The following is a 22,305-nucleotide window of genomic DNA, read 5'->3' as shown; positions in this document are numbered from 1 at the left end:
CCGAATGGCATTTCGATTCGTACACACGGCCGATATTCATCTCGACTCGCCGCTGCGTTCGCTCGCGATGCGTAATCCCGATCTTGCCGGGCTCGTGGGCGACGCCAGCCGCCAGGCATTCGTTTCGATAGTGGATCTCTGCCTAGAGGAACGCGTGGATGCGTTGGTAATAGCCGGCGACCTATACGATGGTGATCAAACCTCGATGAAGACGGCGCGGTTCCTGGCAGCGCAGATGACACGCCTGCACCAGGCCGGCATCAGGGTTTTCAAGATCCGCGGCAATCATGACGCCCTGTCGCGGATTTCCAAACAGCTGGTGTTTCCTGACACCGTGACCATTTTTGGCGGTCGTGCTCAGTCGGTATTGCAGACAGCCGGCGGTGTGGACGTCGTTTTCCATGGTTTGAGCTTTGCGAACCCTAAGGCGCCGGACAGCCTGCTGCCCAAATATCCGGCTGCTCGCGAAGGAGCCGTCAATATTGGCATCATGCATACCAGTCTGGCCGGATCGCCCGGTCACGACGTTTACGCGCCCTGCAGCATCGCTGACCTGCACGCCCACGGTTTCGACTATTGGGGGCTTGGCCACATTCATCTTCGCCAAGTCCATTCCGGCGCAAGCACGGTGGTGATGCCGGGAATACCGCAGGGGAGGGATATCAACGAGGCCAGTGAGAAATCAGTCACCCTTGTGACGGTGCGAGACGACCGTTCGTTGGAGATCGAGGAAAGGCTGACCTGCGTTGCGCAGTTCGAAAGGGTCAGCGTCGACCTTACGGGAGCAGTGGAGTGGTCCGAGGCCGTCGCGCGTGTTCGAAACGCACTCGAAGAGATGCGGGCCGCCGTCCGGTCGCGTCATGCTGTGGCCCGCGTTGGCCTAACAGGAACATCACCATTGTTATGGGCGCTGATCCGCGACAGAGATCTCCTTCTTGCCGAAGCCGAACAGGCTGCGGAACAGCTAGGCCATACGTGGGTGGAGAAGCTCGAGCTTGACCTCGCGCCACCTCGGGCGGAGACGGCCGAGGATATTGCTGATCCGATTTTCGAACTCGAGCAATCCATGCGCGCCGATGCCACCTCGGATGCCTTCCGCGCCGAGGCGAGGGCGTTCGTCCAAAGGATGGTCGCCGACCTTCCGGCCGACGGACGGGATTTTGCTGGGAAGGACGAAGCCGGGCTGGAACGGTTCCTCGATCAGGTGCTTTCCAAGGGCGCAGACTTGGTGACTTCCCGCCTTAAGTCCGGTGGAGCGTCATGAGGCTGCAGCGCCTTGACCTCATTCGCTATGGAAAGTTCACCGATGGTACGATCGACTTCGGACCCAAACCGGAATCCGGACCTGATCTGCATATCGTGTTTGGCCTGAATGAGGCCGGCAAATCGACAGCGCTTTCCGCCTATCTAGATTTGCTGTTCGGCATCGAGGAACGGAGCCGCTACAACTTCCTGCATGAGTACAGCGCCATGCGCATCGGTGGGGTGCTGGAACTGGCCGGCTCCGAGCACACGTTCACGCGTACGAAACAGCGTACTAATTCGCTATTGAACGCGACGGGCCAATCGATGAGCGAGGTGGCGATCACGGCGCATCTCGCCGGACTGTCGCGTGACGCTTACACGACTATGTTTTCACTCGATGACGAGACGCTGGAAGCCGGCGGAAAATCGATCCTGGAATCGCGGGGCGACCTCGGCAAGCTCCTCTTCACGGCCAGCGCCGGTCTTGGGAACGCAAGCGATACGTTGAACGCCCTCGAGGCCGAAGCAGACGCGCTGTATCGGAAGCAGGCGCATGGCACCGAACTGGCGCTGCTGAAGAAGCGCCTTGTTGACGTGAAGTCGCGCAGGGATGCGATCGACACACTTGCATCGACCTATGAGGGGCTGGAGGCCGAACGTCTCGATGCATCGCAGCAGTACGGCCGAACCATCAGCGATCGGGCGGTGCTGGTGGCCAGGCTGGATACCATTGCTCGTTACGTACGTGCTGCGCCGATGCTGGCGGATATGCGCCGCAAGATTGCCCGGCTGGATCAGCTGCCGGACATCACCTCCCCAGCCCGGACATGGACGGGAAGTGTCACCGAACTAATCGAGGACGATGCCAGCCTCAGAACGCGACTGTCCGCAAACATCGATGAGGTCGAGCGGCTGTCGGCAAAAGTCACTGCGGTCGACGAGGACGAACGGATCCTGTCGATTTCCGAACGCATTCGCAGCCTGGCGGAGGGCAAGGTGCGCCATACCGCGGCTGGCTTTGACTTGCCCACTCGCAGGATGGGGCTGCAAATCCTCAACAACACCGTGGCAAGCTGCCTTGCCGCCTTGGGCCGGTCTTCCGAGCCGGATCCTGCCGCACTGCTTCTGCCTGCCGTCACAGTTGGCGTCGTTCGCGCTATGGTCGAGCAGAGGTCCGGTATTGCTACGGGCGCGCGCGCCGCCCGCGACGAGGCGGCGGCAGCACTCGATGCGTTGCAGGTGGCAAGGCAGCGGGTCGGCGAGGAAAGGGCGGTGCCCGAACCCGCCAGGGCAAGGCTGGGCTCGGCTTTGTCGAAAGCGCGAGCAAGCGGACACAAGGCAGAGATCAAGACGGCTCGCGAGGCGGGAGATGCGGGAACAATCCGATGGAAGGCATCGCTGGCTCGCTTGCGTCCATGGAACGGAGATGCCCTCGCTCTCGTCAACGTTGCGGTTCCGAGCGCCGGGCAGATTGCCGCCTGGAAGACAGTAGCGTCAGTACTGGCAAGGAACACCGCGGTACTTGCCGAACGCCTCGCCGAATACGAGGGCCACCATGCAATGCTCGCCGCACGATTGGATGCCCTTCGAGCCTCGGTCGACGTTGTCGACGATGAAGCGGCTGCCGCCATCCGCCGTCTCCGCGATGATGCGTGGGCAACGCACCGCGCAGTGTTGACTGGTGACACCGCTGACGATTTCGCCGTGGCACTGACGCGCGATGACGTTGCCAGCGCAGGCCGGCTGGCCGGCGCGGCGGATCTGGCCGAGATCCGGGCAATGACGCGTGCCCTGGCCGAGGCCACGGCCAACCTGTCACGAAACGGCATCCAAAGCCAACAGCTCGTCAAGGATGCGGATACCCAATTGTTGGAAATCCGTGTGGCCGCCAGCGACCTCCTCGGAGAAGCCCTGGAACCTTCGTCTGAGCGCCTGATCGAAAGGATCGAGGATCAGATCGAGGCGCGCAGCGATGCGCTCGCTGCTTGGGAGCAGATCGAACTTGCTCGCTTGAAAGCCGAGCGAGCCGCTGACGCCGGCGAGCAGATACACTTGGAAATGAGAGCGGCGCTGGAAAGTGTCGGCATAGTATCAGAGCCCGGCGACACCCTCGAAGCAATCATGGCCATCGCGGAGCTGTTTCTGGACCGGCAGCGCAAGGTGGACGCCGAGTATGCCGAGGCGCTCAGGATGGTGAGTTCCAAAGAAGAGGATCTAGCTGCCCGACGGGTTGCGGTAGGGGTGGCGGAGCGTCGCGAGGAGGAATGGCTGGCCGGCATTACCGAAGCGCTCAAGGGAACGTGGCTCGAAAGCGGTCTGTCCGCGTCAGGCGTTGGCGCTGTGCTCGATCAATTGGCCGAACTGTCAAGAAGCCTGCAGGAACGGGAGGATCTGCAGCTGCGTATCGACAAGATGGAGGCCGACAGGGCCAATTTTCTGGTCGAGGTCATCGCCGTTGCGGTCGAAGCCGACGAGCCGACGAAGGATGGCGAGCCGGAGCAGTTGGCCACCCGCCTTGCCGAGCGCCTGGAACGTGCCGAGCGGACACGTGAAACGAAGGCAAGCCTCGGCAACGAGCTGAAGCGCCTCAAGGAGGCGCGCGAAATCCTCGACACCGAGATTTCGGCACACGAACGCCGCAAGAATGAAGTGCTGGGCGTCTTTGGCGTCGCCACTCTGTCCGAGGTAGTCGAACGCGACGAGCTGCTGCGTGAGCGCGACGGCTTGCGCACTACCGTCGCCGAACTTGAGGAACGGGTAGTGGCGGAACTCGCAGTCGATGGATTCGACCAGGCACGCTCGATCCTGGAAGCGATCGATTTCGACAGCCTCGCGGTCGAGAAGGCTGAGGGCGAGCAGCGGCTTCGCCAGTTCGATGAAATCATCCAGCAACAGCTGATCCGACAGACCCGCGCGGCAGACAAGTTGGACGCCATCGGCGGTGACAGCGCGGTTGCCCGCCTGGATGCCGAACGGCGCACAACCCTGTTGGAAATCGAGGAGAAGGCCGTTCGCTACATTGAGCTGAAACTTGGTATCATGTCGGCTGGAAATGCTTTGCGGATCTACCGTGAGAACCACCGTTCGGGGATGATGGCGCGTGCATCGGACGCATTCAAGCTAATGACCGGTGGGCAGTATTCAGGCCTTACAACCCAGCCCGTGAAAGGCGGGGAGGTTCTCATCGCGGTGCAGCGCGACGGGCAATCCAAGCTCGCTGACGCGCTTTCGAAGGGCGCGCGCTTTCAGCTCTACCTCGCACTGAGGCTCGCCGGTTATTACGAGTTCGCGCAATTCCGGCCCTCGGTTCCCTTCATCGCCGACGACATCATGGAAACCTTTGACCATATTCGCTCGGAGGAGGTTTTCAGATTGTTTGGGGAGATGGCGAACACAGGTCAGGTCATCTATCTCACGCACCACAAGCACCTATGTGAGATCGCCAAGACTGTTGTGCCAGCATCTACCATCCACCAGCTGGGATAGGCTCGATTAGAATTCGCCTCAAACGATGCGGTTCAACTAACCAACTCGTCTGACATAGGAACTTTCGATCGAATTCCGTCTGACGTCCTTCGATAGAGGTTGAGAAATGCCTATCTTGGTCTGCCTATGTTGCGCGAGGCCATCCGTACCTTCGACACGACGGCGTTCCCGCTTCCCAGCTCACCTGTTAGCTTAGGTGCCACGGAGGTGCCGGGGGAATGCCCATTGTCCCCAGACAAATAACGAACCCGACTGGTTAAAGTTGAAGGGGCTGGTTATAGTCCGCCGATATTTGGGGGATAACATGCAGACGACGATTCCAGAAGATCACGGGCTCTCTGACAAAGTTTTAGGCAAGCCGGAACTTCTACCCGAAGCGGGTCTCATGCCGCTTCTTACGGATATTCAGTTTGAAGCGCTAGAAGCCGGAGTAGCTCGTGGCGAAAGCGTTCTGGTTAGTGCTCCGACATCTACCGGCAAGACGCTGATTGGTTGGTGGACTGTAGCCTCGGCTATTGAGGCAGGCCATACCGCCGTTTATCTCGTGTCTCACAGGGCATTGGCCAAACAGAAATTTGAGGAAGCGAAGAGGCTATTTCTAAACGACTTCCTAGAAAATGATCGATCTGCCATTGTCTGCGCGACAGGAGACAGTGTTGAAGATGCGGCAGGCAGGAAGACAAATGCCCCCCTTTCTTCGGTTATATTAGTTGCCACATACGAAAAATTTCTTGGCTGTCTTTCGGTTGGCGGACCGCCTCGCGACCTTACCAACATCTGCTTCGTTTGCGATGAGGTACAGTTGGTGGGGGACAAACAGCGCGGTCAAAATGCTGAGCTACTTCTCACGTTGATGCGACGAGCCGGGTGGCGACAGTTTGTTGGCTTATCGGCGGTTCTGAGCCCCGGTGACGGGCAGGCGCTAGCTAACTGGTTGGGCATACGGTTGCTCAGAAATCCCAATCGCGAGAAGGTATTGACGCTAGAGTGTAGGACTTCCTCGGCAACGTTGTCGGTGTCATCTGGCCCCGGCTTCGAAGGGTTGCGACAACACGAGCCAGCAAATCGAAACCGCGACGTGACGGCAATCGTCGGAGAGTTGCTTCAACAAAAGCGGAACCCCGTTATCGTATTTTGCATGAAGATCGATGACACTTATGACTTCGCAAGAGCGTGGGCGCAAAATCGTCCGACGATACAACTGGATGCGCCGGCGGGAGTGGACATCGAACAGCCCCTTCTAGAAGCGCTGCGCAGGCGAACAGCATATCACAACGCTGAGCTAACGGAGGACGAACGACTATTTGTTGAGGATCGCCTAGCTATGGGCGGCGTCGATGTCGTCTTCGCAACTTCAACACTCGCTGCCGGCGTCAACTTTCCCTTGGGGAGCGCGGCGTTTGCCAGCTGGAAAAGATGGGATTTTGACCGCCGAATGCATGTGCCAATTGACCGAGCCGAGTTTCAAAACATGGCTGGCCGTGTGGGCAGGATGGGGCAAGCTGCCGCTCAAGGTCATGTTGTGCTTGTGGCGGAAGGGATTCAGGATACCAAGCAGGCCCAGGTACTCATGGATCTTTCCACACAATCCCCACTGGGCCTCGGCATCACGCCAGAAGATTTTGGGACCCTTACGCTTCAGGTTTTCGCTGGGAAGTTGTGCACCAGTCGTGAGGACGCATTTGATCTAATTGGGTCCACACTCACAGCATCCAGAGAGCGCGAGCGGAATCGGAGTGGGATCGATCATTGGCGAGACAAGCTATTCGGCCAAATAGACCGACTTGTTGATATCGGCTGCCTTATAGAACTGCATGGCCAAATCACGGTGACCACGTTTGGTGTTGCCGTTGCGCAATCTGGTCTAAAGCCGGAAACGGCGATGTTCTTTATTGAGGGCCTGAAGAGGTCCGCCGCGCAACTCACGCAACTAATCGACCAAGCTGGTAACAGTGTAAGCGAAGACGATTTCGCCTTTGTGCTCAGCCATGCAGCAATTCGATCCCCGGAGTTCAACATAATTGGTGGTAAGGCCACGCGTAAACTCAACTGGCGCATAGGACAGAATGGTCCGGTGCCGAACCCTTATGCGACGAGATTGAACTCAATCTTGTTTGATCAGCCGTGGGTGGCGGATGCGGGAGCTGCCAATGGGGCCCTGCAGTTAACGGAGTGGGCCGCTGGAACGGTTCGGGGCCAAATTGAACGGATCGTAGCAGGTGTGAGATTAGGAACCGTTCAAGGGGTTGCTCGCGATGTGTCGTGGGTTCTCACAGGAGTGTCTGAAATTATCGCAAGCGTTACATCCCCCACTTTGGCAGATGAAAGCAAACCAGTCGCGCTCCGAGGAGACGCCGAAGACGTTCAAGCCGTGAGGCGGCTTGCCCGCGCTATCCGCCGCCAGTCGCTGAGGCTGGGAGTAGGGGTTCCCAGCGATGTGCTTTGGATGTCTGAATTACGGCTGCCCGGCCTTCAGGCACGTCTCCGGCGCGATGATATTATGAGCTTGAGAAGAGCAGGTCTTTGTAGGCCTCTAGATTTGATGGATGGTAGCGATCAAGCCGACGAACGCCGCCGTATTGCACTTGGGCTCAAAGAGCGTGGTGGCATAGCCAACCTCATTCGGAATGCCGCGCGGGCTTGGCGGCAGGACGACCGAGCCCACTCAAAAACGCTGCACCTTCGGCGGGCTGATCGGTTGATGAAACGCGATCAGATAGCAGCGCTGTATGAAAAGCGAGGAACCGATCTTGAGCATGCGTTCAGTATTTCGCTAGCGGGGCTTGGGATACCCTGTCAGGCACTCGATCAAACTGGTCGCCAAGGCTATCCCGACTTCCTCGTATCCGTTGAGAACTACATTCCGATTGTAGTCGAGGTGAAGTCCAAAATAAGCGAGGAAGAGACGGTTCCTTTAAACGCTGCTACCGAGGTTCTGGCGGCTTCAGAACTAGCCGGCCTTCGGAACAACCCTTGCGTCACTTTATGCAGCCCCGGTGTCGACCCCAGCGTTCCAACGTTTATCGAAGCAGCCAAGCGTCTTAGCGTCGTTGACATTTCCGATCTCAGCGAAGCCATCCTGCGATTGCACGAGGGGACGCTTACGAGGGGTGGGTTTTATAACTGGCTGACAACACCCGGCGTTGCGCTAGCCGAAACCTTACCTTCGCCAGCGACCCGCTAGCGGTCATTGGGAGACGCGATTTCGAAAGAGGATGCAGTCTTCGCGCGGATAGGCGCGGCTGCTTGGTTCTTAATAGCTATTCACAAATTGCCTGCCCTCGTTAGACTGTTTGGGAATAGCTCAGGAGCGAACCCGTGTCCAACACCGTCACCACCCCCTCTTCGTGTCCTATCTGCGCGTCTCAACGGCCCGCCAAGGCGCATCAGGCCTCGGCCTTGAGGCCCAACGCGAAGCTGTAGCCGCCTACATCCGAAGCCGCGCAGGGCCGCCGCTGAGCCGTTGAGGGAGTATGTCGAGGTCGAGAGCGGAAAGGCCAACGACCGGCCCCAGCTTCAAGCAGCCCTGCGCCACGCTAAGCATGATCAGGCTATGCGCGAGCCTCTAAGGTGGCTGTACGTTGGTTTTAACGGTGCGGCAGATGCCGGTGTCGGCCGCCATGGCCCGGAGGTGAAGCCGGCGAAGCGCTTCCGCTGGTCCATGCAAGCGGAGGATCGCGCCGCGCCGTGCATCGCATCTCTTGTCCCGCTGCGCTGCTGAGACCTCTCTCCTGTCAGGCGGTCTAGGTTTCGCGCTTCGGGCCGAGCACGAACACTATGAGGGCAGCGACGAACGTGGCAACAGCACTGTAGGCAATGGCGCTGGTAATCCCCGCATTCTCCACCAATAGTCCGCCGAAAATCGCGCCGGCGGCGATTGCCACTTGGAATACTGTGACCAGCAGCACACCGGCGCTTTGGGCCTGCTCGGGAACAGCCCTCCGTACCATCCACGTCTGCAATCCCACTGGCACCGCGCCGAAGGCAAACCCCCACGCGGCAACAGCAATCGCCGAGGCCAAGGCCGATGCTCCCGCCGTCAGCAGCGAAACAGCGGCTATCGCTATGAGCAGCGGTGCAAGGGCCGCGACTGCCTTGAGACTGTACTCGGCCAGAAGCCCGCCGGCCAGATTGCCGAAAAATCCGCCGATGCCAAAAGCAAGCAACACAAGCGAGATCGTTTCTACATCCAGCGCGGGAATCTTCTCGAGGAAGGTGCGGATATAGGTGATTCCGGCGAAGTGGCCGGAAGCGACCAGCAGGACGACCAAAAGCGCAATTTTGACCATCGGGATCTTGGCTACATCCAGCAGGCTGCGGAAGCTAGCCACTCCAATCGGAGGCAGTCTCGGAATGGTTATGAGTTGCACCAGCAGTGTAGCGGCGGCGCCGGCTGCGGCGAGCATGAAGGCGCTTCGCCATCCCCAGATATCGCCGACATAGGCGCCGATTGGAGCTGCGCAGACGGTAGCTACGGAAACGCCGGTGAGGATGATCGACATAGCGCGCGGCAGGAGGTGGCTTGGAACGAGCCGCATCGCCAGTGCTGCCGACATTGACCAGAAGCCTCCGAGCGCTATGCCGAGCACGACGCGTGCAGTCAGGAGAACCGCCAGCGACCACGCGCCGGCCGCCAGAACGTCCGACAGGATCAGCAGCAGCGTCATGGTCCACATGACGGTCCTGCGGTCCAGGCGCTTTGTGATGATGGCCACCGTCGGCGCCGAGATCGCCCCGACGATAGCTGTCGCCGTCATCGCCTGTCCAGCCGCTCCCTCGCTGATACCGAGATCACGCGCGAGGGGCGTGAGCAGGCTGACAGGCAGAAACTCTGCCGTGACCAGCCCGAAGGTGCCCAATGAAAGCGAAATGACCGCACCCCATGCGGGACCAGACGGTGGGACGGGCTTTTCTGGGTGCAGAACAGCGTCCATGACACCTGCTGCGGATTGGGTCATGAACGAAGTCTCCACTTTGATGCAATGCAACGTGATGTTGGCTGCCTTGACCCAAATCTAAAAACACAAGCGCATTTCCCGGCGGCGTTGCACGGAGGAGGGGATGTTCATTGCTTCGCGATATTTTGTGACGGTGCGGCGCGCAACATCGATGCCGGTTTCCTTCAGCCGGACAGCGATGTCCTCATCGGAAAGCACGTCGCCGGGAGATTCTGCGGCAATGATCGCTTTGATCCGATGCCGGACAGCTTCGGCGGAGTGCGCATCGCCGCCTTGGCAGGACGCGATCGCGACGGTGAAAAAATACTTCAGTTCAAAGACTCCGCGCGGGGTAAGCATGTACTTGTTCGAGGTCACCCGGCTTACCGTCGACTCGTGCACGCCGATCGCGTCAGCGACGGTTCTAAGATTGAGAGGCCGCAGGTGGGCGACGCCATTTTCCAAAAAGGCATCCTGCTGACGCACGATTTCAGCCGCAACCTTGACAATGGTCTTGGCGCGCTGATCGAGGCTGCGGATTAGCCAGTTCGCATTTTGTAAGCATTCGTCGAGAAATGCTTGATCTTTCGAATTTTGGGCAGTTTGACGCGAGACTTCGGCATAGTAGCTTTGATTGATCAGCAGCTTTGGCAGCGTGGCGGGATCAAGTTCGATCTGCCACCCGCCTTGCGGCGAGGGCGTGACCCAGACGTCGGGTATGATTGATTCAGACGCACCGGATTGGAATCGGTTCCCAGGCTTGGGATCGAGCGCCCGAATCTCATGCATCATGTCGAGAAGGTCTTCTTCATCGACGCCGCAATGCTGCTTCAGTGCCTCAAAATCGCGTCGTGCAAGCATTTCAAGATTGGCAACCAAAGCTGCCATTGCCGGGTCGAGCCGATTTCGCTGGCGCAACTGGATCTCGAGGCATTCTCTGAGACTTCGCGCAAAAACTCCCGGTGGATCAAATTGCTGCAAGGTTCCGAGAACCCGTTCCACAATAGCCTCATGGATATTCAGGCTCTCGGCCAGCTCCAACAGGTTTGCCCGAAGATAGCCAGTGTCTTCTAGATCGGCGGCAAGCTGGCCAGCGATCAGCCGCTCCTGTGGTGTGAACGCAGTGAGGGCGATCTGACGAGCGACATGGTCGTGCAATGTTTCGGCGAGGGTGGCAAACTCGTCGAGGGAAGGGCCACTGCCCGGCGGGTTGTTGGTCGTGTTGCGAAGTGATTTCCATTGCCCGAGCCGTTCAGGCGAGCCTGCCCCGGTCGGTCCTTCAACGGCGTTTGTGCCAGGGCCGACAGGCTGATCCGCTCCCGAAATCGAAACGTCGTCAAAAGGCCCGCCATCGCTTGATGCAGATTCCAAAAGCGGGTTCTTCTCGATTTCCCGCTCCACGAACTGATGCAGTTCAGTATGCGCCAGTTGCAGCAGGCGAATCGACTCAATGAGTTGAGGCGATGCGACCATGGATTGCTTCTGGCGCTGAAGCAGGCTTGCTGAGGATTGCATGGTGAGCGCGATAATCCTGTCGAGGAGCCTCTTGGGGCCGGCAATGGCACCAGTGAGACGTATTCTAGGTCATGCGGCGGCTTTCAGCGTTTCGAGAACGTTTTGCGGGGACGAGACGCCATAGGGATCGGCCTCGCAGTTGTCGGAGAAACCTTCCTCCTCGAACCAGTGCTCCACCACGCCATTGTTGATCAGGGCGGCGTAGCGCCAGGAGCGCATCCCGAAGCCGAGATTGTCCTTGGCGACCAGCATGCCCATTTTGCGTGTGAACTCGCCTGAGCCATCGGGGATGAGCTCGACCTGCTTCAGGCCCAAGGACTTCCCCCACGCATTCATGACGAAGGCGTCGTTGACTGAGAGGCAGTAAATCGCGTCAATTCCCTCCTTCTCAAACTCATCATAGAGCTCTTCGAACTGGGGCAATTGGTAGGTCGAGCAGGTTGGTGTGAAGGCGCCAGGCAGCGAGAACAGGATGACCCGCTTGCCGGCAAAGTAGTCGTTAGATGTCTTTTCTTCCCAGCGATATGGATTTGGCCCCTGGACTGACTTATCGTGAACGCGCGTGAGAAAGGTGACGAAGGGAACTTTCTTTTGATCTGTCATCAAGTTGCTCCTAAAGAAGAAAACTGGCGCTGAATTCTGGCAGAGGCTGGCGCAATTCCGAGCAAAGGCTCGTATGCTCGGGCACGGAATGAGGGCCTCGGCGGCTCGCAACCTCCTTTTCCCTCGCGACGTATGGGAACGTCTTGGCGGCTGGTCTTGGCCACCCGAACGCAATCGATCTGAGCGAGCTGGACACCGTCGAGCCGCTTGCTTTCCACGGCTATGGCGCCGGAAGCGGGATCGGTCACCCGCGATCGTGCCCGGGGAAAAGGGATAGCGGCCGGAAGTAGCCAATATCGCAAGCATGTGGGGGCCTGAAATGTCACTTCACGCAACAGACCCGCGTCACTGGACTGGTTCAGCGTGTTGTCGATATGTGGCAGTGACCCGCCGGCCTTGGCTTGGGTGACCCTTTGACGGGGCTCTTGGGCACTCACATGATGAACAGAACCGGTAAACGGCATTTGCGCGAGCGGCCCGTGTTGGCGTGCCGGCATCGGACCAGCCATGCGCAAAGCGGCCACCGAGAACGGACTTCCGGAGGAGACGATGTCCCGATGTTCAGCGGGAACGGGCAACGTCTCCTCAGGCCACTGTCTAGAGCTTCGCGCGTCTGGCATGGTTCAAGTCGCTTTCATCGTGATTTGATGGTGCTCTAACCAGGAGCAGCAAGCGGCGTGCCATTTGGAATAGAGGGGCTGTTGGACCGCCCCTCCTTCTCGAAGGCCGTGTCTTAGAAGATCGGGCGGGCGCTATAACCGCCTCGTCACACAGGCAACAACGATGCTGTATGGTGCGGATATTCGGCGCTTCAGCCCCGGCTGGGCAAAGACGAACCGGAAGCCGAGCCGATGCATTACCTGAGCCTGGAGGGCACTCCAGTCATTGCGTAACGTGTGGCGCTAGCGTTCATTGGTGCGCCGGCACGGCTATCGCGAACATGCGCCTGTCGCAGCGACCATGAGCGGGCGCTCTTGGGCAAGCGCCTTGGCCCCGTGAGGATCGAATTCCCCAATCGTGTCTGTTCGCCGCCTCTTATGTTCGAAACTGGACCAGAATGTCGCAAGCCCGACCTAAAGGTCGCCGAGGCGTTCTGTCCGACACTTTTCCGTCGCCTTTGTTGGCCCGCGACACCGGCCTATTTCGCCTAGCTCTTCTCTGGCCTCAGGCTAAGCCCCTAAAAGCATCACAGATTTTTTCTTCGGTTGGCCAAATTGGCACGAGTTTTGAAGCCGCTTCGTTGCGGGCCGGGAGCCGCCGACCGACTTTCATTTCGTGGATGGCACGAATGGAACGAAGAAAGAAAAGCAAAATGTCAAATCCGCGTCGGATAGCGTCTATGGGCATGGGGTCCTCGGCGAAACCGCCCTTACCCAACAGCTCGCCGCTCTTGTCGACCCTTGCGCAGGAAATCTTGGCCGGCGGCGAGTCAAAGGCCCACCACACCGACTTTATCCTGACCTCGAAGGTACAGGATAACGTTCTGCATCTCGCCGCGCGTTTGCCTAGGCAGTTAAGCGTTAGCCGATCCTGATAATCGGTCTGCCTTCCGACGACGTCGTCTACATGCCGTCTTAGGTCTTCTCTACCGCAGCGCCCGCCGGTCACCTTCCGCCCTCGCTATAGAGTGAAGTGCCACCATGTCCGAACAACCCTTGCCGACGCTGCCGATGTGGCGCGTCGATCACATTGAGCCATCCCCCGAGATGTTGGCGCTACGCGCCAATGGTCCGATCCACCACGTGCGCTTCCCGTCCGGGCACGAAGGCTGGTGGGTCACAGGCTATGACGAGGCCAAGGCGGTATTGACCGACGCGGCGTTCCGGCCCGCGGGAATGCCGCCGGCGGCATTCACCCCGGATTCGGTGATTCTCGGTTCGCCAGGATGGCTGGTCTCGCACGAGGGGGGCGAGCATACGCGGCTACGCACGATCGTGGCGCCGGCCTTCAGCAACGGCAGGTTGAAGCAGCTCGCGCAGCAGGTGGAGGCGATCGCCGCGCAGTTGTTCGAGACGCTGGCGGCCCAGCCCCAGCCCGCCGATCTGCGGCGCCACCTCTCCTTTCCGCTTCCTGCGATGGTCATTGGCGCGCTGATGGGCGTGCTCTACGAGGATCACGCCTTTTTTGCAGGGCTGTCCGACGAGGTGATGACGCACCAGCATGAAAGCGGCCCGCGAAGCGCGTCGCGCTTGGCCTGGGAAGAACTCCGCGCCTACATTCGCGGCAAGATGCGGGACAAGCGCCAGGATCCGGGCGACAACGTGCTGACGGATCTGCTCGCGGCGGTCGACCAGGGCAAGGCGACCGAGGAAGAGGCGATCGGCCTGGCGGCAGGCATGCTGGTGGCGGGGCACGAGAGCACCGTGGCACAGATCGAATTTGGCCTGCTGGCCATGTTCCGCCATCCGCAACAGCGCGAACGCCTGGTGGGCGATCCATCCCTGGTGGACAAGGCCGTGGAGGAAATCCTGCGCATGTACCCGCCGGGCGCCGGCTGGGACGGCATCATGCGCTATCCGAGGACCGACGTGACCATCGCGGGCGTGCATGTTCCCGCAGAGAGCAAGGTGCTGGTCGGCCTGCCGGCGACGTCGTTCGATCCGCGCCATTTCGACGACCCGGAAATCTTCGACATCGGACGTGACGAAAACCCGCACCTGGCGTTCTCCTACGGGCCGCACAGCTGCATCGGCTTGGCGCTAGCCAGGCTGGAACTAAAAGCGGTGTTCGGTTCGATCTTCCAGTGCTTTCCCGCGCTGCACCTGGCGGTGGCGCCCGAAGAACTGGAGTTGCGCAAGGAGATCATCACTGGCGGGTTCGTGGAGTTCCCGGTGCTCTGGTGATGCGCGGACGCCACGAGGAATCGCGATGTCCTCGAATTGCCGGCGCCCCTGCCGCGCGCCGATCAGATCAGCCAACCAACAGGTGACCAAGATGGACGTGCAAGAAACCACGGCAGCATGCCGGGACGCCTTCGCCGAACTGGCGTCGCCAGGGTGCATTCAGGACCCGTACCCATTCATGCGGTGGTTGCGCGAGCACGATCCGGTACATCGCGCGGCGTCGGGCCTCTTTCTGTTGAGCCGTCACGCCGACATCTACTGGGCGCTCAAGGCCACGGGCGATGCTTTTCGGGGACCGGCGCCGGGCGAACTGGCGCGCTATTTCCCGCGTGCGGCGACCAGCCTGTCGCTAAGTTTGCTGGCGTCCACTTTAGCGATGAAGGAACCACCAACGCATACGCGTCTGCGCCGGCTGATCTCGCGCGATTTCACCATCGGCCAGATCGACAACCTGAGGCCGACCATCGCTCGCATTGTCGCAGCGCGCCTGGACGGCATGGCGCCCGCGCTGGAGCGCGGGGATGCGGTGGACCTGCATCGGGAATTCGCGCTGGCCTTGCCCATGCTGGTTTTCGGCGAACTGTTCGGCATGCCCCGGGACGACATGTTCGGGCTCGTCGCCGGCATCAGCGCCATTCTGGAAGGCCTGAGCCCGCACGCCAGCGATCCCCAACTCGCCGCGGGCGACGCGGCCAGCGCCAGGGTGCAGGCCTACTTCGGCGACCTCATACAGCGCAAGCGCACCGATTCCAGCCACGACATCGTGTCAATGCTGGTCGGCGCACACGACGGCGATGCCGAGATACTGTCGGATGCGGAATTGATCAGCATGCTGTGGGGCATGCTGCTGGGCGGCTTCGCCACCACTGCCGCGGCCATCGGCCATGCGGTCCTGGCGATGCTGGCGTATCCCGAACAGCGGCATTGGCTGAAGGGAGATGCCGTGGGGGTGAAGGCATTCGTCGAAGAAGCTCTGCGCTACGACGCGCCCGCGATGTTCAGCTCCATTCCGCGTATCGCCCAGCGCGACATCGAACTGGGCGGCGTGGTGATCCCGAAGAACGCGGACGTGCGCGTGCTGATCGCCGCCGGCAATCGCGACCCGGACGCCTTCGCCGATCCCGATCGCTTCGATCCCGTGCGGTTCTACGGCACCAGTCCTGGCATGTCGATCGACGGGAAGATCATGCTGACCTTCGGCCATGGGATCCACTTCTGCCTTGGTGCGCAACTGGCCCGGGTGCAGTTGGCCGAGAGCCTGCCGCGGATCCAGGCGCGCTTCCCCACGCTGGCATTGGCCGAGCAGCCGACCCGGGAGCCCTCCGCGTTCCTTAGGACATTCCGCGCGCTGCCGGTACGGCTGCATGGGCAGGAGGGCTGAGATGCGCGTCGTGGTCGATCAGGATCTGTGCGGAACGACCGGGCAGTGCGTGCTGACGCTGCCGGGCACCTTTCGCCAGCGCGAACCGGACGGCGTGGCCGAAGTGTGCGTGGCGACGGTCCCGCAGGCGCTGCACGCCGCCGTGCGGCTTGCGGCCAACCAGTGCCCGGTCGCCGCCATTCGTGTCATCGAAAGCGACGCTGGCCATGACGAGCGCGCCAGCGCCGACCCTGCGCCCTCTCCGGTGGAGGCCGAGCGGCATGCTGCGAAAGACCAATGCAATTCAGGAGACACGATGGGACGGTTTGAAGGCAAGGTGGCCGTGGTGACCGGCGCCGGCGCCGGCATCGGCAAGGCATGCGCTCTCGCCATCGCGCGCGGGGGCGGCAGAGTGGTGGTGGCCGACATTGATGGCTCGGCGGCCATCGCCTGCACTGCGCAGATCGCGGCCGAAGCAGGCCACGCGCTGCCCATAGCCATGGATATCGCTGATGAGCAGGCGGTGGCAGCGCTGTTCGAGACGGCGGAGCGGCACTTCGGGGGGGTCGACCTGCTGGTGAACAATGCGAGCGCCGTGCATCTGACCCCGCGCGACCGCGCCATCCTCGAGCTGGACCTGGCGGTATGGGACCAGACCATGGCGACCAATCTGCGCGGCACGCTGCTCTGCTGCCGGCAGGCCATCCCACGGATGATCGCCCGCGGCGGTGGCGCGATCGTCAACATGTCGTCGTGCCAGGGGCTCAGCGGTGACACGGCGCAGACGTCCTACGCCGCGTCGAAGGCAGCGATTAACATGCTGTCGGCCTCGCTCGCAACCCAGTACGGTCACTCTCAGATCCGCTGCAACGCGGTTGCGCCGGGTCTTATCATGACCGAGCGTCTCCTCGCCAAGCTGGACGAGTGCATGCAACGCCATCTGCGTCGGCACCAGCTCCTGCCGCGCGTCGGCCGTCCCGAGGACGTTGCCGCGCTGGTGGCGTTCCTGCTCTCCGACGATGCTGCGTTCATCACCGGCCAGGTCGTGTGCATCGATGGCGGCATGCTGGCGCATGTGCCGACATACGCCGACGGTGGCAACAGCTGCGCCGCGCGCCCTGCCGGCGACACCGGATCGGCGGCGGCGGCGCGCTGCTGATGGACATGCTGCTCAACCCACTCAACCGTCGGCACCGGCTGCGATGCGACATCCCGGTCATGCCTGGCGCTTTCCCCCTGGTCGGGCATCTTCCTGCCATTGTCTGCGACCTGCCGCGCCTGCTGGAGCGCGCAGAACGGACGCTGGGCAGCCACTTCTGGCTGGATTTCGGCCCTGCCGGACATCTGATGACCTGCGTGGATCCGGATGCATTCGCACTGCTCAAGCACAAGGACGTGTCCTCGGCGCTGATCGAAGAGATCGCGCCCGAATTGCTTGGCGGAACGTTGGTTGCCCTGGACGGCGGCGCGCACCGGCAGGCGCGCGATGCCATCAAGGCAGCGTTCTTGCCCAAGGGGCTGACCCAGGCCGGGATCGGCGACCTGTTCGCGCCCGTCATCCGGGCGCGGGTGCAGGCATGGCGCGCTCGCGGCGAGGTACCCATCCTGCGCGAAACCGGCGACCTGATGATGAAGCTCATCTTCAGCCTCATGGGAATCCCCGCGCAGGACCTGCCGGGATGGCATCGCAAGTACCGGCAATTGCTGCAGTTGATCGTCGCGCCACCGGTCGACCTGCCCGGACTGCCTTTGCGGCGCGGCCGCGCCGCCCGCGACTGGATCGACGCGCAGTTGCGCCAGTTCGTCCGCGACGCGCGCGCGCATGCCGCGCGCACCGGGTTGATCAACGACATGGTGAGCGCCTTCGACCGCAGCGACGGTCCGCTCTCCGATGACGTCCTGGTCGCGAATATTCGCTTGCTGCTGCTTGCCGGTCACGACACCACTGCCTCGACGATGGCCTGGATTGTAATAGAGCTGGCGCGGCAGCCTCTGCTGTGGGACGCCCTGGTTGAGGAGGCGCAACGCGTGGGCGCGGTGCCAACCCGGCACGCGGACCTGGCGCAGTGTCCGGTCGCCGAGGCGCTGTTCCGCGAGACACTGCGCCTGCATCCGGCGACCACGCTCCTGCCGCGTCGCGCGCTGCAGGAATTGCAACTCGGCCAACGGCGCATTCCCGCGGGCACCCACCTATGCATTCCGCTGCTGCATTTCTCGACCTCGGTGCTGCTGCACGAGGCGCCTGATCAGTTCCGCCTGGCGCGGTGGCTGCTACGCACAGAACCGATCCGGCCCGTGGACATGCTGCAGTTCGGTACCGGCCCACACGTCTGCATCGGCTACCACCTGGTATGGCTGGAAATGGTGCAGTTCTGCATCGCCTTGGCGCTGATCATGCACAAGGCCGGGGTGCGGCCGCAGTTGCTGAGCGACGTCGAAAAAGGCCGGCGCTATTACCCGACCGCACATCCGTCCATGGCAATCCGCATAGGCTTCTCATGAGCTGGCATCGCATGCCCTGTGTGGCAAGGCAGCGGCGCCGGCGGGGCGCGGCATTGCTGCACTCAGCGCACGCACTCGTGTGACGCCGGCAACACCGTGACGACTTGCGCTCGCCGTGGCCATCTCAGCTACAAGGACATCAACAACATGCAGACCGGTTCCACTCCACGCGACCGAATTGGCGTTTCCACATTCGGCGGATTGGGCGCGCAGGCGCGCGGCGCCTCTGGCGGGCTGCTCCCGGAGATCTGGATGCACGACGGCGCAAAGCGGGTCGAACAGGCTCTGGGGCGTCTGCTCTGCGCCAAAGACGACGGTAAGACAGAGCTGATGGCGGCCATGCGCTACGCCACCTTGCATGGCGGGAAGCGCACCCGCGCCTTGCTCTGTCTGGCTGCCGGCGCACTGGCGGGCACGCCGGCGCCCATGCTCGACGACGTCGGTGCCGCGATCGAGATGATGCACGCCTGTACCCTGGTCCACGACGACCTGCCCGCGATGGATGACGACGTGCTTCGCCGCGGCCTTCCGACCGTGCACGTAAAGTTCGGCGAAGCCACTGCGATCCTGGTCGGCGATGCGCTGCAGGCCCACGCCTTCCTGACCCTGACGAGCCTGGATGCGCCGGGCGACAACCGTATCGCGCTCGTGCGCGAACTAGCGCAGGCGGTGTCCGCCGAGGGTGCCGCAGGCGGACAGGCAATGGATCTGTCCCTGGTCGGAAAGCACGCCGGGCTGGACAGGATCCTAGCGATGCACCGGATGAAAACCGGAGCGCTAGTGCGCGCGTCGGTTCGCATGGGCGCGCTATACTCCATCACGGAGGATGCCGCGCACGCTACGCTTTACTGTGCGCTCGATCGATACACCGCCTGTTTTGGCCTGGCGTTGCAGGTGGCCGACGACATTCTCGACGCGACGGCGGATACCGCGACTCTTGGCAAGACCCCCGGCAAGGACGCGGCGGCGCAGAAGCCGACCTGCGCGTCAATCATGGGGCTGCAGGCAGCGCGCCAGTTCGCGCTGTATTTGTTGCACGACGCCGGGGAGGCCATCGCCCCTCTGGGGCCGCGTGCGGAAGGGCTGGCTCAGATGCTGCAGCGGGCCAACGTCTATCTGTCCGCGCCATACGCATGAGCGCCCCATCCGTAAGTACTCGCCCCTGTGCTGGTGCGATCGGCCGGCGGGCGCTGCATGCTGCACTGTGTCCGTGTCGGCGGCGACGTGCGCGGCGTCTGCCCGTTTCTGTTCTCGTTAGCCCTCTGCAGAAGGAACATCCCGCGTGAACGCGCTGTCCGAACAGATCCTTTCCGAATTGCGCCACCTGCTGAACGAGATGAGCGACGGCGGCAGCGTCGGCCCGTCCATCTACGACACGGCGCGAGCTCTGCAGTTCCACGGCAACGTCACCGGTCGGCAGGACGCGTACACCTGGCTCATCGCGCAGCAACAGGCCGATGGCGGATGGGGAAGTGCGGACTTCCCGCTGTTTCGCCATGCGCCTACGTGGGCGGCGCTGCTGGCATTGCAGCATGCCGATCCTCTTCCCGGGGCTGCCGACGCAGTCCAGGCTGCAACCCGGTTCATCGAGCGCCAGCCCGATCCCTACGCGCATGCGGTGCCGGAAGACGCGCCCATCGGCGCGGAGCTGATCCTGCCGCAGTTGTGCGACGAGGCCGCATCCTTGCTGGGCGGCTTGTCGTTTTCGCGCCACGCGGCGCTGTTGCCGTTGCGGCAAGCACGCCTGTTCAAGCTGGGGGCTGTGGCGACGTTGCCGAGCGGCCATCCGTTGCTGCACTCCTGGGAAGCCTGGGGGACGTCGCCGGCCACCGCATGCCCGGACGACGACGGCAGCATCGGCATCAGTCCGGCGGCCACCGCCGCGTGGCGTGCGCACGCCGTCACACAGGGAAGAACGCCGCACGTCGGGCGCACGGGCGGGTATCTGCAGGCGGCATCGCGGGCGACGCGCACCGGCATCGAAGGTGTCGTTCCCAACGTCTGGCCAATCAATGTGTTCGAGCCATGCTGGTCGCTGTACACCCTGCATCTGGCCGGTCTGTTCGCGCATCCCGCGCTCGCCCAGGCGGTGCAAGTGATCATCGCGCAGCTCGACGCCCGCCTGGGCGTGCGCGGTCTGGGCCCTGCCTTGCACTTCGCGGCCGATGCGGACGACACCGCCGTTGCGTTGTGCGTCCTTCGCCTTGCAGGCCGCGACCCGGCGGCCGACGCCTTGCGCCAGTTCGAAACCGGCGAGCTCTTCGTCACCTTCCCCGGTGAGCGCAATGCCTCGGTGTCGACCAACATCCATGCCCTGCATGCGTTGCGAATGTTGGGAAAGCCCGCCGCCGGCACCAGCGCCTACGTCGAGGCCAATCGCAACCCGCACGGTCTATGGGACAACGAAAAATGGCACGTTTCGTGGCTATATCCCACCGCGCATGCGATTGCTGCGCTCGCGCAAGGCAAGCCCCAGTGGCGCGAGGAGCGCGCGCTGACAGCGCTGCTGCAGGCGCAGCGCGATGACGGCGGCTGGGGCGCCGGTCGCGCGTCCACATTCGAGGAAACCGCCTATGCGCTGTTCGCGTTGCACGTGATGGACGGGAGCGAAGAGCCGGCAGGACGCCGGCGCATCGCGCAGGCGGTGGCGGGTGCGCTGAAGTGGATGCTCGCCCGCCACGCAGCGCACTCACTGCCCCAGACACCGCTGTGGATCGGCAAGGAACTGTATTGCCCCACCCGGGTGGTGCGCGTGGCCGAACTCGCCGGGTTGTGGCTGGCGCTTCGTTGGGGGCGGCGCGTCTCGGCCGAGGGAGCAGGAGCGGGGCCATGATCCCGACCCATCGCGCGCTGCAACAGGTGCTGGAGTGGGGGCGTTCCCTGACCGGGTTCGCCGACGAGCATGGCGTGGAAGCAGTCCGGGGCGGCCAGTACATCCTGCAGCGCATCCAGCCGAGCCTGCGCGACACCAGCGCCCGCACCGGCCGCGACCCGCTGGACGAGACGCTGATCGTGGCGTTCTATCGCGAACTGGCGCTGCTGTTCTGGCTGGACGATTGCAACGACCTTGACCTGATCGCGCCGGAGCAGCTCGCCGCGGTGGAGCAGGCGCTGGGGCAGGGCGTGCCGTGCGCGCTCCCCGGATTCGAGGGCTGTGCCGTGCTGCGCGCTTCGCTCGCCGCGCTCGCCTACGATCGTCGCGACTATGCCCAGCTTCTCGAGGATACCCGGTGCTACTGCGCGGCGCTGCGTGCCGAACACGCGCAGGCGGCAGGGGCGGAGCGATGGTCCTACGCCGAGTACTTGCAGAACGGCGTGGACTCGATCGCCTACACGAACGTGTTCTGTTGCCTGTCGTTGCTGTGGGGGCTGGACATGGCGACCTTGCGCGCGCATCCGGCGTTTCGCCAGGTCCTGCGGCTCATCTCCGCGATAGGGCGCTTGCAGAACGATCTGCATGGACGCGAAAAGGATAGGTCGGCCGGCGAGGGAGTTAACGCGGCGATCCTGCTGCTGCAGCGCTATCCGGCTATGCCTGTGGTGGAGTTCCTCAACGACGAGCTGGCCGGCCATACGCGCATGCTGCACCGGGTGATGGCGCAAGAACGCTTTCCCGCGCCGTGGGGACCGTTGATCGACGCCATGGCGGCCATCCGAGCGCAGTACTACGAGACCTCAACCAGCCGCTACCGCAGCGACGCTGCGGAGGGAGGCCAGCGTGCGCCGGCCTGAACGCGCGGGAAGCGGCGGCTTGCGCGCGCTCCCGTCGGTCCGATCCGACGCAACGCCGTCGCCCGATGCGGCGGATGGAGCG

The 22,305-nt window shown here is 62.3% G+C and carries 13 protein-coding genes and 2 pseudogenes; 12 read left to right on the top strand and 3 right to left on the bottom strand.

Translation table 11 applies throughout. From position 1 onward, the window contains the following. Positions 1 to 4 precede the first annotated feature (4 nt). From NLY43_RS13555 to NLY43_RS32800, 4 genes and pseudogenes are all read left to right on the top strand, one after another. Complete coding sequence (locus NLY43_RS13555; protein ID WP_023702827.1) at positions 5 to 1,264, top strand: metallophosphoesterase family protein; 1,260 nt, start codon at positions 5 to 7, stop codon at positions 1,262 to 1,264. After that, positions 1,261 to 4,731: an ATP-binding protein gene (locus NLY43_RS13550; RefSeq protein ID WP_023702826.1), complete on the top strand. Its 3,471-nt coding sequence runs from the start codon at positions 1,261 to 1,263 to the stop codon at positions 4,729 to 4,731. Before NLY43_RS13555 ends, NLY43_RS13550 begins: the two co-directional genes overlap by 4 nt. Positions 4,732 to 5,035: 304 nt before the next feature. Then, entirely contained in the window at positions 5,036 to 7,915 is a 2,880-nt protein-coding gene (locus tag NLY43_RS13545) for a DEAD/DEAH box helicase (RefSeq protein WP_023702825.1), read from the top strand. Between the two features lie 115 nt (positions 7,916 to 8,030). Beyond that, positions 8,031 to 8,272 (top strand): annotated as a pseudogene (locus NLY43_RS32800) (recombinase family protein); the annotation flags it as partial. A 202-nt stretch (positions 8,273 to 8,474) separates the two neighbouring features. On the opposite strand, the gene NLY43_RS13535 reads toward NLY43_RS32800, so the two are convergent. The 3 genes from NLY43_RS13535 to NLY43_RS13525 form a co-directional block, all read right to left on the bottom strand. Further along, entirely contained in the window at positions 8,475 to 9,689 is a 1,215-nt protein-coding gene (locus tag NLY43_RS13535) for an MFS transporter (protein ID WP_286460933.1), read from the bottom strand. A gap of 57 nt (positions 9,690 to 9,746) precedes the next feature. Continuing rightward, positions 9,747 to 11,183, bottom strand: a complete 1,437-nt coding sequence (gene rpoN, locus NLY43_RS13530) for an RNA polymerase factor sigma-54 (protein ID WP_023713580.1) — start codon at positions 11,181 to 11,183, stop codon at positions 9,747 to 9,749. Positions 11,184 to 11,252: 69 nt separating this feature from the next. Then, a complete protein-coding gene (locus tag NLY43_RS13525; RefSeq protein WP_023702821.1) occupies positions 11,253 to 11,786 on the bottom strand; it encodes a peroxiredoxin in 534 nt (177 codons plus the stop codon). A gap of 1,640 nt (positions 11,787 to 13,426) precedes the next feature. On the opposite strand from NLY43_RS13525, the gene NLY43_RS13520 reads away from it, so the two are divergent. The 8 genes and pseudogenes from NLY43_RS13520 to NLY43_RS13490 all read left to right on the top strand — a co-directional run bounded on the left by NLY43_RS13520 (position 13,427) and on the right by NLY43_RS13490 (position 22,223). Next, positions 13,427 to 14,629 carry a cytochrome P450 gene (locus NLY43_RS13520; RefSeq protein ID WP_023712792.1) on the top strand — a complete coding sequence of 401 codons (1,203 nt, stop codon included), beginning with the start codon at positions 13,427 to 13,429 and terminating at the stop codon, positions 14,627 to 14,629. Positions 14,630 to 14,720: 91 nt separating this feature from the next. After that, on the top strand, positions 14,721 to 16,010 hold the full coding sequence (locus tag NLY43_RS13515) for a cytochrome P450 (RefSeq protein ID WP_023715665.1): 1,290 nt from the start codon (positions 14,721 to 14,723) through the stop codon (positions 16,008 to 16,010). Beyond that, positions 15,994 to 16,137 (top strand): annotated as a pseudogene (locus NLY43_RS32560) (ferredoxin); the annotation flags it as partial. The gene NLY43_RS13515 and the pseudogene NLY43_RS32560, both read left to right, overlap by 17 nt. Before the next feature lie 168 nt (positions 16,138 to 16,305). Beyond that, on the top strand, positions 16,306 to 17,148 hold the full coding sequence (locus NLY43_RS13510) for an SDR family oxidoreductase (protein WP_023715666.1): 843 nt from the start codon (positions 16,306 to 16,308) through the stop codon (positions 17,146 to 17,148). Then, complete coding sequence (locus NLY43_RS13505; protein WP_023702815.1) at positions 17,148 to 18,491, top strand: cytochrome P450; 1,344 nt, start codon at positions 17,148 to 17,150, stop codon at positions 18,489 to 18,491. The genes NLY43_RS13510 and NLY43_RS13505 overlap by 1 nt, the downstream gene beginning before the upstream one ends. 147 nt (positions 18,492 to 18,638) lie before the next feature. Beyond that, positions 18,639 to 19,628, top strand: coding sequence for a polyprenyl synthetase family protein (locus NLY43_RS13500; RefSeq protein WP_023715667.1), 990 nt, complete (start codon positions 18,639 to 18,641; stop codon positions 19,626 to 19,628). 145 nt (positions 19,629 to 19,773) lie between these two features. Further along, positions 19,774 to 21,324, top strand: coding sequence for a hypothetical protein (locus NLY43_RS13495; protein ID WP_023702813.1), 1,551 nt, complete (start codon positions 19,774 to 19,776; stop codon positions 21,322 to 21,324). Next, entirely contained in the window at positions 21,321 to 22,223 is a 903-nt protein-coding gene (locus tag NLY43_RS13490; RefSeq protein ID WP_023702812.1) for a terpene synthase family protein, read from the top strand. Before NLY43_RS13495 ends, NLY43_RS13490 begins: the two co-directional genes overlap by 4 nt. Positions 22,224 to 22,305 lie beyond the last annotated feature (82 nt).

Origin of the sequence: Mesorhizobium sp. C416B (assembly GCF_030323165.1) — a bacterium.
Taxonomy (GTDB): domain Bacteria; phylum Pseudomonadota; class Alphaproteobacteria; order Rhizobiales; family Rhizobiaceae; genus Mesorhizobium.
Note: the sequence above shows the minus strand (reverse complement) of the source record. Positions and strands in the feature narration are given on the sequence as shown.

Excerpts from the sequence above, each read along its gene's own strand:
- NLY43_RS13555 (WP_023702827.1), top strand. The coding sequence starts at position 5 with ATGGCATTTCGATTCGTACACACGGCCGATATTCATCTCGACTCGCCG.
- NLY43_RS13550 (WP_023702826.1), top strand. The coding sequence starts at position 1,261 with ATGAGGCTGCAGCGCCTTGACCTCATTCGCTATGGAAAGTTCACCGAT.
- NLY43_RS13545 (WP_023702825.1), top strand. The coding sequence starts at position 5,036 with ATGCAGACGACGATTCCAGAAGATCACGGGCTCTCTGACAAAGTTTTA.
- NLY43_RS13535 (WP_286460933.1), bottom strand. The coding sequence starts at position 9,689 with ATGACCCAATCCGCAGCAGGTGTCATGGACGCTGTTCTGCACCCAGAA.
- rpoN (WP_023713580.1), bottom strand. The coding sequence starts at position 11,183 with ATGCAATCCTCAGCAAGCCTGCTTCAGCGCCAGAAGCAATCCATGGTC.
- NLY43_RS13525 (WP_023702821.1), bottom strand. The coding sequence starts at position 11,786 with ATGACAGATCAAAAGAAAGTTCCCTTCGTCACCTTTCTCACGCGCGTT.
- NLY43_RS13520 (WP_023712792.1), top strand. The coding sequence starts at position 13,427 with ATGTCCGAACAACCCTTGCCGACGCTGCCGATGTGGCGCGTCGATCAC.
- NLY43_RS13515 (WP_023715665.1), top strand. The coding sequence starts at position 14,721 with ATGGACGTGCAAGAAACCACGGCAGCATGCCGGGACGCCTTCGCCGAA.
- NLY43_RS13510 (WP_023715666.1), top strand. The coding sequence starts at position 16,306 with ATGGGACGGTTTGAAGGCAAGGTGGCCGTGGTGACCGGCGCCGGCGCC.
- NLY43_RS13505 (WP_023702815.1), top strand. The coding sequence starts at position 17,148 with ATGGACATGCTGCTCAACCCACTCAACCGTCGGCACCGGCTGCGATGC.
- NLY43_RS13500 (WP_023715667.1), top strand. The coding sequence starts at position 18,639 with ATGCAGACCGGTTCCACTCCACGCGACCGAATTGGCGTTTCCACATTC.
- NLY43_RS13490 (WP_023702812.1), top strand. The coding sequence starts at position 21,321 with ATGATCCCGACCCATCGCGCGCTGCAACAGGTGCTGGAGTGGGGGCGT.